Here is a 14,078-nt window from a genome sequence, read left to right as displayed (position 1 = left end):
GACCAGACTAGTGCCCCTCAGTGCGCGACGACCGCCTCGCCCTCACGAACGACGTGCCGGGCCCGCATCAGGGCGCCGAGCAGACCCGCCGAGCGCATCGCCTGGTAGCCGCCGACCAGGTCCGTCGCGCGGCGCAGACCGAGCTCCTGCAGTGCCGCCGCAGCCAGGCTGGAGGTGTACCCCTCCGAGCACACCACGATCCACTCCACATCGTGGTCGACGGCGGCGGCGAGACGCGCGTCGCTGGTCGGGTCGAGCCGCCACTCGAGGACGTTCCGCTCGATGGCGAGCGCGCCGGGCAGGGTGCCCTCGCGCTGCCGCTGCGCCTGCGGGCGGATGTCCACCACGATCGCTCCGCGGGCGACTGCCGCCTCGAGTTCGAACACCGTCAGCCGACGGTAGGTGTTGCGGGCCGTCTCGAGCATCTCGTCGATGGTCATGCCGTCAGTCCTTCCGGGAGGTCGGTGAGCTCGGTGCGGGTGCGACGGAGGCTGCCGTGATCGGTCACCTCGTAGAAGGACATCGCCGACAGCGGCGGCGAGTAGGCGTGCACGCTGAGCGTCGGCCGGTCCGGGCCCGATTCCGTTCCCGGCGCCTGCACCACGTCGTGCACCCACCCCAGCGGGAAGGACGCCTGGTCCCCCGCTTCGAGGGTCCGGTACTTCAGTTCGGTTCCGCCCCAGCGATATTCGGCGAGGGCCCCACTGAGCACGGTGAGCGCGCCCAGCGAGCCCGCATGGTCGTGGAGTTCGGTGGCACTGCCGGGCACCCAGCTGATCAGCCACACGTCGACGTCGTCGTCCGCGTGCAGTCGGGTGGACCAGCGCTCGGCAGTGGGCCAGCCGCCGGGGAGCAGGTGCGCGAAGCGGCCGTCGAGCACGTCCTGCGCACCCTGGTCGCTGATGCGCAGCAGGTCGGCGGGCCGGAGCCGGCTGGGCGAGACGGAGCGGTCAGCCGACAAGGCGACCGGGTTCCGCGAGGACCGGGGGTTCGAAGAAAATGGGTTCAGAGAAGAGACCACAGATGTGGAAGGCATGGCAGAGACTCCAGGAATGAGGAATTGATCGGGGCTGCGTTCAGCCTCGACAACACTCCTGGGTGACCATGCGGTAATTCACGCCGACCAGTGTGGCACAGAATCCCCGATCCCGGAACCCCTGCACTCCGGGACCTCAGCGCTCAGGTGACCGGCGGCCGCCGGGCCGCGTTGCGAGCCTGGTTGCGCTCGTAGACGATTCGCAGCCCCTCCAGGGCGAGGTCGCGTTCGAGGTGGGCGATTGTCTCCGACTCCGGCATCACCAACGGCGCACTGTCCCCGGTCGCAATGACTGTGACGTCGTCACCCGCGAAGGCCGGCAGTTCGGCCCGCACCCGGCGCACCAACCCGTCGACCAGGCCGGCGAACCCGAAGATCGCCCCGGACTGCATGCACTCGACGGTGTTCTTGCCGACCACCGACCGCGGACGCACCAGTTCCACCTTGCGCAGCGCCGCCGACTGCGAGGCCAGCGCGTCCGTGGAGACCTCGAGTCCGGGCGCGATGACACCGCCGAGGAACTCGCCCTTTGCAGACACCACGTCCACGCAGGTGGACACGCCGAAGTCCACGACGATGCACGGACCACCGTAGAGATGGTGCACGGCAAGGCTGTTCACGATCCGGTCGGCGCCGACCTCCTTCGGGTTGTCGACCAGCAGCGGCACCCCGGTGCGCACCCCCGGCTCGACCACCACGTGCGGGACGTGCGCCCAGTAGCGGGTCAGCATCACCCGCAACTCGCGCAGCACCGACGGCACCGTCGACAGCGCGGACACGCCGGTGACCTGCTCGACGTGGGCACCGAGGAGCCCACGCAGCATCCAGGCCAGCTCGTCCGCGGTGACCCGCGGATCGGTACGCATCCGCCAGTCCTGCAACAACTTCGAGTGCTCACCGCTGCCCGTGAACAACCCGAGCGCGATGTTGGTGTTGCGGACGTCGACGGTCAGCAGCACGGCTACACCAGCGCCGGGTTGTTCTCGAGCGTGGACAGCATCCGGGGGGTGATCAGTCCGGATCCCTCGGGGGCGTGTGCCGGGTCGCAGCCGAGCTCGACCTGCCGGTTGTCGGCGTCGACGAAGACCACCCGCGGCGCGTAGTCACGGCATTCCTGCTCGTTCATCACGCCGTAGGCAATCAGGATGACCAGGTCGCCAGGCTTGACCAGATGCGCTGCGGCACCGTTGATCCCGATCACGCCGGTGCCGCGCTCGCCGGCGATGACGTAGGTCTCGAGCCGGGCGCCGTTGTCGATGTCGACGATGCACACCTGCTCGCCCTCGAGCAGGTCCGCGGCGTCCATCAGGTCCTGGTCCACGGTGACGGACCCGACGTAGTGCAGGTCCGCGTGGGTGACGGTGGCGCGGTGGATCTTCGACTTCATCATGGTGCGAAACATGTGCTGTCCTCCCGGTCTAGCTGGAAATCAGGTCGGTGGGCGAGGTGGTGCGGGTGTCCACGTCCCGCTCCAGGAATCCGGTGCCGACGGCGACGCCGACGTTGTCGATCAGACGGGTGTTGCCGAGCCGGGCCGCGACGAGCAGCCTGCCGTCGCCGCGTTCCGGCGCCGGCCCGAGGTCCACACCGCGAACCTCCAGGTAGTCGACCTCAAGTTCCGGGGTCGCCTCGAGCACGCCGCGCGCGGTGGCCAGGATGGCCTCCGCACCGCCGGCCGCCGCATGTGCGCCGGCCACCAGCGCGGCCGACAGCGCGGTCGCCACGGCCCGCTGGTCCTCGTCGAGGTACCGGTTGCGCGAGGACAGGGCGAGACCGTCCTGCTCCCGGACCGTCGGCACACCGTAGATCTCGACGTCGAAGTTCAGGTCGCGGACCATCTGCCGGATCAGGGTGAGCTGCTGGTAGTCCTTCTCGCCGAAGTACGCCGTGTTCGGCACGGCGATCTGCAGCAGCTTGGCGACCACGGTCAGCATCCCCGCGAAGTGCGTCGGCCGGCTGGCACCCTCGAGTTCGGCGCCGAGCGGACCGGGGTGGATCACGGTGCGCGGGCCGGCCGGGTACATGTCGGCGGCGGACGGCGCGAACACCAGTTCCACGCCCTCGGCGCGCAGCAGTTCGATGTCACGGTCCAGGGTGCGCGGGTACGCGTCCAGGTCCTCGCCCGCACCGAACTGCAGCGGGTTGACGAAGATCGAGACGATCACCACCGCGCCGCGCAGCTTGGCCTGCCGGACGATCTCGAGGTGCCCGGCGTGCAGTGCACCCATGGTGGGCACCAGCGCGACCTGCCGCCCGACGCCACGCAGCGCCTTCGACACCTTGGTCAGTGCGGCGGGGTCGTGATGCACAGTCAGTTCACCGCGCGCGTAGCCGTTCACGAATTGTCCTCCAGGATCTCGATGAGTTCAGGCTTGGCGCCGGCGAGCTGCGCCGAGCGCAGCGACATGGCGCGGTACCCCTCCGCCAGCTGCGGGTCCACCTCGCGAAGCACCCGCAGGTGGGTGGTCACCGCATCGACGTCGCCGCGCGCCACCGGGCCGGTCAGCGCGGACGGGCCGCGGCGCAGCGCGTTGTCGAGGGCGGCGGACAGCAGCGGCGCGAGCACCCGCTCGGCCACGCCGTTGGGGTCGTCGTCCACCAGCTGCTGGCCGAGCAGCTCGCCGCCGGAGAGGGCGACGCGGAGCGCGGCCACCGCGTCCGAGACGAGCGTGACCAGGTGATTACTGCCGTGCGCGAGGGCCGCGTGGTACAGCGGCCGGACCTCGTCGCGGACCCGCACCGGCTCCCCGCCGATCTCGAGGACCAGTGACTGCGCGATCGCGTAGCCGATCTCGTCGGCCGCGGTGATGCCGAAACACGCCGACGACATCCGGGCAACGTCCTCGTCGTGTCCGGTGAAGGTCATCGCGGGGTGGATCGCCAGCGGTACCGCGCCGATCGCGGTGAGCGGCGCGAGTACGCCGATGCCGTTGGCCCCGGAGGTGTGCGCGACCAGGGTTCCGCGGCGGACCGATCCGGTGGCGGCCAGGCCGGCCACCAGGTCCGCGAGCTGATCGTCCGGCACGGCCAGGATCAGCAGTTCGCAGCGGCCGGCGACGTCGGTCGCGGGCAGGATTTCGGAGTCGGGCAGGCTGCGACGGGCACGGCGGACCGATGCGTCCGACACGGCGGTACAGGCAGCCACCACGTGGCCGACTCGCTCGAGTGCGGCACCGATCGCGGTTCCCACGCGTCCCGCCGAGACGATTCCTACCGTCAGTCGTGCGGGCGCCGGATCGCGAAAAGACCCATCTCGAGTGATCTCGAATGAGGTCACCGTTGTTCCTCTCGTTCGTTCCAGTCCCGCAGGGCGGGTACCGGACGTTCACAGCGAGGATAGCCGCCGGTCGGTGACGGACGCCACGGTGCGGGGCAGTGATATAGGTCGCTTCGCGGGCTCCGCTCCCGGGATACAGGTCGCTTCGCGGGCTCCGCTCCCGGGATACAGGTCGCTTCGCGGGCTCCGCTCCCGGGATACAGGTCGCTTCGCGGGCTCAGTCGCGGCGGCGGCGGCCCGGGCGCGGCTCGTCGGCGGCGTCCGCGGTCTTCATGTTCGCCATGATCTCGGCGACGGTGAGCCCACCCGCGGAGTGCGCGCCGGGCTCGGGCTCGGGCTGGGGCTCTGCCCGCCGACGCGACCGGCGGCCGGTGACCGCCGACGGCTCGAGCTCGAGCTCGGGCTCCGGCTCCGGCTCCGGCTCCGGCGTTGACTCAGCCGGCTCGGGCACCGGCTTCGCCACCGGGGTCGGCGCGGGCGTCACGACCGGCTCGGGCTTCGCGGCGGCGGTGGGCGCGGCCGGGCGCGGCTGCTCGGGCGCGGCCGGCTGCTCCTCCGGCACCAACGCCACCTCGGCGGTGACGGGCTCGTCGAACGGCGTGGCGAAGGTCTGGCCCCGGCCGGCCCCGGCGTACGCAGGGTCGGGAGCGAAGGTCGGGGTGGCGGCGGTCCCGGGGTACTCCGGATCGGGCTCGAGGGTCCGGCGGTAGCCCGTCGCCTGCTGCGGCTGCTGCTGGTGGGGCTGGGACGAGGCCGGGGTGCCGACACCACTGCCGAGCTCACGCATCCGTCGAGCCTCGGCGGTGAGCGCAGTGCGGTCGGCGGGCATCTTCCCCTCGAAGAGGATCTCGAGATTGCCGCGCAGCGCCGCCAGTTCCGCGCGCAGCGCCGCGATCTCCGAGGTGTCCAGGACCGCCTCGCCGCGCACCCGCGCCTCGACACCCAGCTCGTACTCACGCCGGGCGCTGATCTCGCGCTCGAGCTGCAACTCGTAGACCTTCTGCAGATCCCGGACCTTCGCCTTGTCCGCGGCCGACTCCCGGCGGTACTTCGTCATCGCGATCGCACCGAGCGTCGCGGCCCAGAGCGCGATGACCAGGCCAACTCTCAGCAACTGCACACTGTTGCTGAAGATCAGGAACAGACTGGCAACCACCGCCAGCGCCACCAGAGCGGCCACGATCATCTGGCTCGTGCTGCGTTTGTTCCGCCGGAGCGACGTCGCGCGACCAGTAACCGTCATGCAGCCGAGGATAGCCGCCCCGGCCGACGCTCTCACATCGTGAGAGTCGACCGCCCTCGGCGGCCCGGTCAGACGGCCGGCTCGTCCGGCGGTTCGTCCGGGGTCCGGCAGCAGTGCTCGAGCCACAGCGCGGCCGCCACCAGGACCGCTCCGGCCACCAGACCCACCACGACCCCCGTCGTGTCGCTCGCCGCGGCGTCGACAGTGGAGCGCTGCGGCATCAGGTACAGCAACAGTCCCAGCCACACGCCGGCGCTGCCTGCACCCACCAGCGCGGACGCCTTCGCCAGCGCGACGGCACGGGCGGCGGTGATCGGGTGCAACTGACGCGGCCCCGGGCCGACGCGGTGGTTGTTGACGCGGGACCGGATCACCAACGCCAGCACCACCTCGATCGCCGCGACCGGGTACAGCGAGGCACCCGCGAAGACCGGGACCGGGGGCAGCGAACCGTAGAACGCACCGGCCAGCAACCAGGTGGCAATCGCGGCGAACAGGGCCAACGCCAGCAGGTCCCGAACTCGGGTGGCGCTCGTCATCTCGGCGCCAGCCGGAGGTCGGTCCGGCGTACGCCGTCGCGCTCGGCCGGGTCCAGCCGCTCCAGCAGCGCCCGCGCCGACGCCACGACGCCGTCCACCACCAGCGCCGCATCGGGATCCACCTCGAGCCACGGGGCCAGCACGAACGCCCGCTCGTGGGCACGCGGGTGCGGCAGGGTCAGCTCCGGGTCCGAACTGACCACGCCGTCGCAGTCCACGACGTCCACGTCCAGGCTGCGCGGCCCCCAGCGCTGCTCGCGCACGCGGTCCGCCTCCGCCTCCAGGCGACGGCCCAGTCGCAGCCAGCCCCAGCAGTCCAGCTCGGGGTCCTGGGCGATCACCGTCGCATTGAGGAAGTCCTGCTGCTCGACCCCACCCCACGGCGCGGTCGCGTAGACGCTCGACACCGCGACCGCCCGCTCGCCGAGGGCATCGATCACCGACTGCAGGTGCGCCAACGGGTCTCCCATGTTGGACCCGATCGACAGCACCGCCCGGCTCATCCCTGCAGCCCCCCTCGACCGCCCGCGCCCTTGCGGGAGCGTCGGGCGACCACGGCCACGTCCGCGAAGGTCAGCGGGATCGGCGCCGACGGCTTGTGCACGGTGACCTCGACCGCGCTCACCCGGTCGTCGCGCAGCACCGCCTCGGCAATCTCGGCCGCGACCGTCTCGATGAGGTCGCGCGGCGGTCCCGCGACGATGGCGGCGGCGGTCTCCGCCAACTCGCCGTAGTTCAGGGTGTCGGCGAGATCGTCCGAAGCTGCGGCCGGCGCCAGGTCCAGCCACACCGTGATGTCGATGTAGAAGTCCTGCCCGTCCCGCTTCTCGTGCTCGAAAACCCCATGATTGCCGCGAATCTTCAACCCGCGCAGTTCGATTCGATCAGACATCGGCCACCCCCTCCGCCGCGGCCCAGGCCTGGGCCACCGCAATCGCGTCGCGGGAACCCCGCACGTCGTGCACCCGCACGCCCCAGGCGCCGCCGCGCGCCGCCAGCGCCGAGACCACCGCCGTGGCCACCTCCCGGCCGGCCGGTGGACGGTCGCCGTCGGCGTCCGCGAGCAGCGAGCCGAGGAACCGCTTGCGCGAGGCGCCGATCAGCACCGGGAAACCGAGCGCGTTGAGCCGCGGCAGCGCCCCGAGCAGCGCCCAGTTGTGCTCAGCGGTCTTCGCGAAACCGAGTCCGGGGTCGAGGAGCAGCCGGGACGGGTCCACTCCGGCGCGCACCGCGGCGTCGACCGCGACGAGCAGTTCCGTGGCGACCTCCTCGACCACGTCGCCGTAGTGCTCGACACCGCCTGCGTGGACGTACTCCCCCGCCGACCGCCAGTGCATGAGAATCCACGGCAGCCCGGCGTCCGCCACCACCGAGGCCATCGCCGGGTCCGCGCGTCCACCGGAGACGTCGTTGACCACGCCGGCGCCCGCCTCGATGGCGGCGTGGGCGACCGAGGCGCGCATCGTGTCGACGCTGACCGGGATGCCCTCCGCGGCGAGCGCCGCGATCACCGGCGCGACACGCTCCGCCTCTACCGCCGCGTCGACCCGCTGGGCGCCGGGCCGTGTCGACTCGCCGCCGACGTCGACGATGTCCACGCCGAGACGGCGCAGTTCCAGACCGTGCTCGACGGCCGCGTCGAGGTCCAGGAACCGGCCGCCGTCCGAGAAGGAGTCCCGGGTGACGTTCAGCACGCCCATCACCACGCAGCGGCCCGGTGTCGGCAGCACGGTCACTTGCGCAGGATCAGGTCCAAGGCCTCGGAGCGCGAGGCGGCACTGGACTGGAGCAGGCCGCGCACGGCCGAGGTGGTGGTGCTGGCGCCGGGCTTGCGGATGCCCCGCATCGCCATGCACAGGTGCTCCGCCTCGACCACGACGATGACGCCGCGCGGATCGAGCTTGCGCATCATCGCGTCCGCGATCTGACTTGTCAGCCGCTCCTGCACCTGCGGACGCTTCGCGTACAGGTCCACGAGGCGGGCCAGCTTCGACAGGCCCGTCACGCGGCCGGTGGTGCCGGGGATGTAGCCGACGTGCGCGACTCCGTGGAACGAGACCAGGTGGTGCTCGCACGTGGAGTACATCGGGATGTCACGGACCAGCACCAGTTCCTGGTGACCCTCGTCGAAGGTGGTGTTGAGCACCGAGTCCGGATCCGTGTACAGGCCGGCGAAGACCTCCCGGTACGCCCGCGCCACCCGTGACGGGGTGTCGAGCAGCCCCGGCCGATCGGGGTCCTCACCGACCGCCAGGAGCAGCTCTCGCACCGCCGCCTCCGCACGCGGCTGATCGAACACCCGCCCCGACGCCAACGCCGTCAGCTCGTGCGACTCGTTGCTTCCCCCATGGGAATTCGCACCACCGAGTTGATTGACCGACACCCGACCGCACCTCCACCTCTCGGACCGATGTCCACCGTTAGCGTCCCTGAGACACAGACCAGTGGAACAGCCTAGTGCTCCGGGACCTACTGCTGCCCGTTCGGGCCTTCCCAGCGCTCGGTCGCCGTGTCCTTGGTACCGGACTTGGGTTGCGGCTCCGGGCGCGGCTGGCTCTCCAACGGCGGCTGCGGCGGCGGGTTCCACTGCGGGTATCCCTGCTGGGGATACTGCCCCTGGGGGTACTCGCCCTGCGAGTAGCCGCCCTGCGGGTACTCACCCTGCGGCGGGTACTGCTGGGTCTGACCGCCCTGCGGGTACTGGCCGTACGGGTACTCCGCCGGACGCGCGTGCTGCCCCTCGTTCGGGTCACGCGGCGGCCAGCCGGGCGCCGACCAGCCGGCGGGCGCGCCGTAGTCCGGCACCGAACCCTGCGGCTGCTGCCGGTTCGGATCCCCGAACGCCTGGAAGCCGCCGTTGTTCGTGGCCGGCACCGGGTATCCGTTCTGCGGCGCAGGCGCGGCCGCCGGAACCGCGGCCGGAGCCGAGGTCCGCTTGCTGAACGTGGGCTGACGCGCGGGCTCGTCCGGCAACGGCTCGCCGCGCTCGATCGCCAGCTCTCGCGGCGTCTTCACCGGCGGCTTGTCCGACGGGGTCCGGCCACCGAAGTCGTTGAACGCGGTGATCCGGGGACGCTTCTCGACGCTGGTGAAGATCTGCTCGAGATCCTTGCGCGTCAGGGTCTCCCGCTCGAGCAGTTCGGTCGCGAGGATGTCGAGGACGTCGCGGTACTCGTTCAGGATCGACCACGCCTCGGTGTGCGCGGCCTCGATGAGGTTGCGCACCTCCTCGTCGATCTCGCGGGCCACCTCGTGTGAGTACTCCGAGCTCACGCCCATCGAGCGGCCGAGGAACGGGTCTCCCTGCTCCTGCCCGTAGCGGACCGCGCCGAGCTTGGCGCTCATGCCGTACTCGGTCACCATCGCCCGGGCGATCTTGGTGGCCTGGTCGATGTCCGAGGAGGCGCCGGTGGTCGGCTCGTGGAACACGAGTTCCTCCGCGGCGCGCCCGCCCATCGCCATCACCAGCCGGGCGATCATCTCCGAGCGGGTCATCAGACCCTTGTCGTCCTCGGGGACGGTCATCGCGTGGCCACCGGTACGACCGCGGGCCAGGATCGTGACCTTGTAGATCGGCTCGATGTCCGGCATCGCCCACGCGGCCAGGGTGTGCCCGCCCTCGTGGTAGGCGGTGATCTTCTTCTCGTGTTCGCTGATGATCCGGCTCTTGCGGCGCGGGCCGCCGATCACGCGGTCGACCGACTCCTCGAGTGCGGCCTCCGTGATCACGGTGCCGTTCTCGCGGGCGGTGAGCAGCGCGGCCTCGTTGATGACGTTCGCGAGGTCCGCGCCGGACATGCCGACGGTCCGCTTGGCCAGGCCCTCGAGGTCGGCGTGCTGGTCCAGCGGCTTGCCCTGCGAGTGCACCTTGAGGATCGCGCGGCGGCCGGCCAGGTCCGGGTTGCCGACGGGGATCTGGCGGTCGAACCGGCCCGGACGCAGCAGCGCCGGGTCCAGGATGTCGGGGCGGTTGGTCGCGGCGATCAGGATGATGCCGGTGCGGTCACCGAAGCCGTCCATCTCGACGAGCAACTGGTTGAGGGTCTGCTCACGCTCGTCGTGACCGCCGCCGAGGCCGGCGCCGCGCTGGCGGCCGACCGCGTCGATCTCGTCGACGAAGATGATGCAGGGGCTGTTCTGCTTGGCCTGCTCGAACAGGTCGCGCACGCGGGAGGCGCCGACACCGACGAACATCTCGACGAAGTCCGAACCGGAGATGGTGAAGAACGGCACCCCGGCCTCGCCTGCGACGGCCCTGGCCAGCAGCGTCTTACCGGTGCCGGGCGGGCCGTAGAGCAGCACGCCCTTCGGGATCTTCGCGCCGAGGGCCTGGTACCGCGCCGGGTTCTGCAGGAAGTCCTTGATCTCGTACAGCTCTTCGACGGCCTCGTCCGCGCCCGCGACGTCCGCGAACGTCGTCTTGGGCATGTCCTTGGAGAGCTGCTTGGCCTTCGACTTGCCGAAGCCCATCACGCCGCCCTTGCCACCGCCCTGCATGCGGCCCATCACGAAGACGAACAGGCCCAGCAGGATCACCATCGGCAGCACGAACAGCAGGAGCGAGGTGAGCCAACTCTCCTGGCTCACCTTCGTGTCGTACTTCTCCATCCCGGCCTTCTGGACCTCGGTGAAGATCTGCTCGGACGCGGCGCTCGGGTACTTGGCGATGATCTGGGTGGCGTCGCTGGTCGCCTCGTTGCCCTTCTTCAGGGTCAACCGGACCTGTTGTTCACGGTCGTCGATCTGCGCGTCGGTGACGTTCTTGCCCTGGAGCTGGGCAATCGCGACCGAGGTGTCGACGTTGGTGTACCCGCGGGTGTCATTGCCGAAGTAGCTGAACGCATAGATGATCAGCAGGATGGCGGCGACGATCCCCAGGTTTCGAAACACAGTCTTGCGGTTCATACAGGTTCAGCCGCTGCGGGCCTGTTCCTTTCCAGTTCCGGTCGAGCCTTCCAGCTTCGGGCAAGCGTGGTACGCCGGGTTCCGGCTGCAAACCGGACAATCAAGGTTACCGCGAGAACCTCGGGCAATGCCCGGTAGCACTCTCGGCACGGGCCGGCATCGGCACCGGTCCCGAACAGTAGAACGAGCGGGACACCGCGATGGTTCCACAGCTCGCACCCGGCGGTGCGCAGTTACGCTCCCGGCATGACGATGGCGCACGACGAGGCCCTGACCGAGCTCGACGAGTCGCAGCGGCGGGTGGAGTCGACCCTCGCCTCACTCACCGACGCACAGGCCCGGGCGGCGTCGCTGCTGCCCGGCTGGACCCGCGGGCACCTCGTCTCACACCTGGCCCGGAACGCGGACGCGCTGAACCGGTTCGCGGTGGGCGTGCTCGACGGCACCCCGCGCGAGATGTACCCCGGCGGCCGCGAGGCGCGCGCGGCCGCCATCGAGGAGGGCGCCGACCGGCCGGTGGCCCTGCTCGCCGCGGACTTCCGCTTCGCCGGTCGACGGCTGCTCGACTCCCTGCGCGGGATCGGCCCGGACCTGCTCGGCACCCCGGTGAAGTGGCGCAAGCCCGTCACCGCCCGGGACATCCCGCTGCTGCGCTGGCACGAGCTCGAGATCCATCACCTCGACCTCGGTCTCGGCTACTCGTGCCGGGACTGGCCGGTGTCGTTCGTCGAGTCGACGCTCGAGTCGCAGCTGCCCGAACTCGCCGTCGCCGCCCCCGACGTGACACCGCCGGACCTGCCGCGGGCCGAGTTGCTGGCCTGGCTGATCGGCCGGCCGACCCGGGACGGCCTGCCCGAGCTTCCCGCCTGGCCGTTCTGACGGCGATACGCTTAGCCCCGTGCCCTTCGGACGATGTCCACGGAGCGGGCGTCAGGATCGGCGGGCGGGGCCATGACGGACCGTCCGACCCGACCACCGCCCGAGGCGACGGTCGCGGCGAACCCGTCGCCAGAGCGCGATGCGCCCGAGCGGACGGCACTGGAACCTCCCGGACCGCCGACCACCGCATTCGAAGCCACGGCCCTCGAAAGCACGGCCCTCGAAAGCACGGCGGCCGAAACCACCGCACTCGAAGCCACCGCGCCCGGCGGCCGCACCCGGACGTCGCTGGCCGCCACCCGTCCGGACGCGGGCCCCCCCACCCTCGACGACCTGGACTCCGGCCAGCACGTCGACGACTTCGACCTGCTGATGGCGCTGGGCCGCGGCGCGTTCGCCCGGGTGTTCCTGGCCCGCCAGCGCTCCATGCAGCGGATGGTCGCGGTGAAGATCTCCCGCGACCACGGCACCGAGCCGCAGACCCTCGCCCAGCTCGACCACGACTACATCGTCCGGGTCTTCGACCAACGGGTGGCGCAGGACCTCGAGCTGAAGCTGCTGTACATGCAGTACATACCCGGCGGCACCCTGCTCGGCGTGCTCCGCCGGGTCCGTGACACCCCGGCCGACGCCCGCAACGGGCGGCTGCTGCTCGACGAGATCGACGCCGTGCTCGACGCGAAGGGCGGGCTCCGACCCACCGACTCGAGCGTCCGGGACGAGATCTCCCGGCTGTCCTGGCCGGAGACCGTCGCGTGGCTCGGCAGGCGGCTGGCCGACGCGCTCGACTACGCAGGCCGACACGGTGTGCTGCACCGCGACATCAAGCCGGCCAACGTGCTGCTCACCGCCGAGGGCGTGCCCAAGCTCGCGGACTTCAACATCAGCTTCAGCGAGCAGGTTTCCGGGGCGAGCCCGGTGGCCTACTTCGGCGGCTCGCTCGCCTACATGTCGCCCGAGCAGTTGCGTGCCTGCCAGCCGTCGTCCGCGACGACGGCCGCCGACCTCGACACCCGCAGCGACCTGTACGCGCTCGGCGTCATGCTGTGGGAGCTGCTCACCGGCCGACGCCCGTTCGCGGACGACGCGGCCGCCGACACCGACCTGGACCGGATGGTCGCGACACGCCATCGCGGCGTGGAACTCACCGCACTCGACCAGCTGCCCGCGAACTGTCCGGCGGCGCTGCGCCGGGTGCTGCTCACCTGCCTCGAACCGGACCCCGACCGGCGGTGGCCGACCGGCGCCGAACTCGCCCAGCAGCTCGAGCTGTGCCTGGACCCGCACGCCCGCGACCTCGTCGACCCGCCGCCGGACAGCGGACGGATCCGGATGCGGCGCTGGGCGATCCCGATCCTGGTACTTGCCATCGCGGTGCCCAATGCGGCGGCGGGGCTGTACAACTACCACCACAACAAGTCGCTGATCATCAACACGCTCTCCCCCGACGTGCAGCAGAGCTTCGAGCAGATCCAGACCGTCATCAACGCGATCACGTTTCCGCTCGGGGCGATCCTGCTGCTGTACATGTGCCGCTACCCCCTGACGGTGCCCCGGGGTCTGCGCCGGGGCCGGACCTACGACGTGCGGACCCTCGCCCGGGCACGTACCGACACGCTGCTGCTCGGGGACCGCGTGGTGCTGGTGGTGTTCGGGCTGTGGTCCGTCGCGGGCCTCGCCTACCCGATCGCACTGCAGCTCGGGGCGGGCGGCATCCCGTCCCACGTGTACGTGCACTTCATCGCCTCGCTGGCGGTGTGCGGGGCGATCGCGGTTGCCTACCCGTTCTTCTTCGTGACGTTCTATGCGGTCCGATGTCTCTACCCGGTGCTGCTGCCGTTGGGCATCACCAGCAGCGACGACGCGCGCAAGCTCCGCGGCCTGGACCGGCGCAGCACCCGATACCTGGCGGTCGCAGCCTCGGTGCCGCTGGTCGCGGTCGCCGGGGTGACCTTCCTCTCGCCCGAGCAGATTCCCCAGGTGATCGACGCGGTCCGGTTCCTGTGCGTCGGCGCGATCTTCGCGTTCCTGGCCGCCTACTGGCTGTTCCGGATGCTCGAACAGGACCTGCGCGCGCTCGAGCGGGTGGTCTCGCACGATTCCGCGGACCGACCCGCGTAGTCACCGCGTCCAGTCACACCGACGCGACCCGCCGGCAGTCACACCGACGCGACCCGCCGGCAGTCACACCGACGCGAC

At 70.9% G+C, this 14,078-nt stretch carries 15 protein-coding genes; 2 read left to right on the top strand and 13 right to left on the bottom strand.

What is annotated here, in order from left to right; translation table 11 throughout:
• Positions 1–17: 17 nt before the first annotated feature.
• The 13 genes from AC1DU4_RS03175 to ftsH all read right to left on the bottom strand — a co-directional run bounded on the left by AC1DU4_RS03175 (position 18) and on the right by ftsH (position 11,000).
• Positions 18–440, bottom strand: coding sequence for a rhodanese-like domain-containing protein (locus AC1DU4_RS03175; protein ID WP_477837640.1), 423 nt, complete (start codon positions 438–440; stop codon positions 18–20).
• The gene (locus AC1DU4_RS03170) at positions 437–1,036 is read right to left on the bottom strand and encodes a cysteine dioxygenase (protein WP_477837639.1); all 600 of its coding nucleotides are present in this window, start codon (positions 1,034–1,036) and stop codon (positions 437–439) included. Before AC1DU4_RS03170 ends, AC1DU4_RS03175 begins: the two co-directional genes overlap by 4 nt.
• A gap of 143 nt (positions 1,037–1,179) precedes the next feature.
• Positions 1,180–1,995, bottom strand: a complete 816-nt coding sequence (locus tag AC1DU4_RS03165) for a type III pantothenate kinase (RefSeq protein WP_477837638.1) — start codon at positions 1,993–1,995, stop codon at positions 1,180–1,182.
• Between the two features lie 2 nt (positions 1,996–1,997).
• Entirely contained in the window at positions 1,998–2,438 is a 441-nt protein-coding gene (panD, locus tag AC1DU4_RS03160) for an aspartate 1-decarboxylase (protein ID WP_477837637.1), read from the bottom strand.
• Positions 2,439–2,454: 16 nt separating this feature from the next.
• A complete protein-coding gene (gene panC / locus AC1DU4_RS03155; protein ID WP_072845499.1) occupies positions 2,455–3,375 on the bottom strand; it encodes a pantoate--beta-alanine ligase in 921 nt (306 codons plus the stop codon).
• On the bottom strand, positions 3,372–4,313 hold the full coding sequence (locus AC1DU4_RS03150; protein WP_072845498.1) for a Rossmann-like and DUF2520 domain-containing protein: 942 nt from the start codon (positions 4,311–4,313) through the stop codon (positions 3,372–3,374). The genes panC and AC1DU4_RS03150 overlap by 4 nt, the downstream gene beginning before the upstream one ends.
• Positions 4,314–4,530: 217 nt before the next feature.
• The gene (locus tag AC1DU4_RS03145) at positions 4,531–5,556 is read right to left on the bottom strand and encodes a DUF6779 domain-containing protein (RefSeq protein WP_477837636.1); all 1,026 of its coding nucleotides are present in this window, start codon (positions 5,554–5,556) and stop codon (positions 4,531–4,533) included.
• A 68-nt stretch (positions 5,557–5,624) separates the two neighbouring features.
• Complete coding sequence (locus AC1DU4_RS03140; protein ID WP_477837635.1) at positions 5,625–6,095, bottom strand: DUF3180 domain-containing protein; 471 nt, start codon at positions 6,093–6,095, stop codon at positions 5,625–5,627.
• Positions 6,092–6,598 carry a 2-amino-4-hydroxy-6-hydroxymethyldihydropteridine diphosphokinase gene (gene folK / locus AC1DU4_RS03135; RefSeq protein WP_477837634.1) on the bottom strand — a complete coding sequence of 169 codons (507 nt, stop codon included), beginning with the start codon at positions 6,596–6,598 and terminating at the stop codon, positions 6,092–6,094. The genes AC1DU4_RS03140 and folK overlap by 4 nt, the downstream gene beginning before the upstream one ends.
• Positions 6,595–6,987: a dihydroneopterin aldolase gene (gene folB / locus AC1DU4_RS03130; protein WP_072845494.1), complete on the bottom strand. Its 393-nt coding sequence runs from the start codon at positions 6,985–6,987 to the stop codon at positions 6,595–6,597. The genes folK and folB overlap by 4 nt, the downstream gene beginning before the upstream one ends.
• The gene (gene folP / locus AC1DU4_RS03125) at positions 6,980–7,795 is read right to left on the bottom strand and encodes a dihydropteroate synthase (RefSeq protein WP_072845557.1); all 816 of its coding nucleotides are present in this window, start codon (positions 7,793–7,795) and stop codon (positions 6,980–6,982) included. Before folP ends, folB begins: the two co-directional genes overlap by 8 nt.
• Positions 7,796–7,827: 32 nt before the next feature.
• Entirely contained in the window at positions 7,828–8,478 is a 651-nt protein-coding gene (folE, locus tag AC1DU4_RS03120; RefSeq protein ID WP_083577387.1) for a GTP cyclohydrolase I FolE, read from the bottom strand.
• An 86-nt stretch (positions 8,479–8,564) separates the two neighbouring features.
• A complete protein-coding gene (ftsH, locus tag AC1DU4_RS03115; protein ID WP_477837633.1) occupies positions 8,565–11,000 on the bottom strand; it encodes an ATP-dependent zinc metalloprotease FtsH in 2,436 nt (811 codons plus the stop codon).
• Positions 11,001–11,246: 246 nt separating this feature from the next.
• Here ftsH and AC1DU4_RS03110 point away from each other — a divergent pair, with 246 nt between their 5' ends.
• A complete protein-coding gene (locus tag AC1DU4_RS03110) occupies positions 11,247–11,879 on the top strand; it encodes a maleylpyruvate isomerase family mycothiol-dependent enzyme (RefSeq protein ID WP_477837632.1) in 633 nt (210 codons plus the stop codon).
• Positions 11,880–11,951: 72 nt separating this feature from the next.
• Complete coding sequence (locus tag AC1DU4_RS03105) at positions 11,952–14,000, top strand: serine/threonine-protein kinase (RefSeq protein WP_477837631.1); 2,049 nt, start codon at positions 11,952–11,954, stop codon at positions 13,998–14,000.
• The last annotated feature ends 78 nt before the right edge of the window (positions 14,001–14,078 follow it).

The organism is Rhodococcus sp. P4_F5 (genome assembly GCF_056401315.1).
The sequence above is the reverse complement of the archived record's forward strand: the minus strand, read 5'-3'. Positions and strand labels throughout refer to the sequence as shown.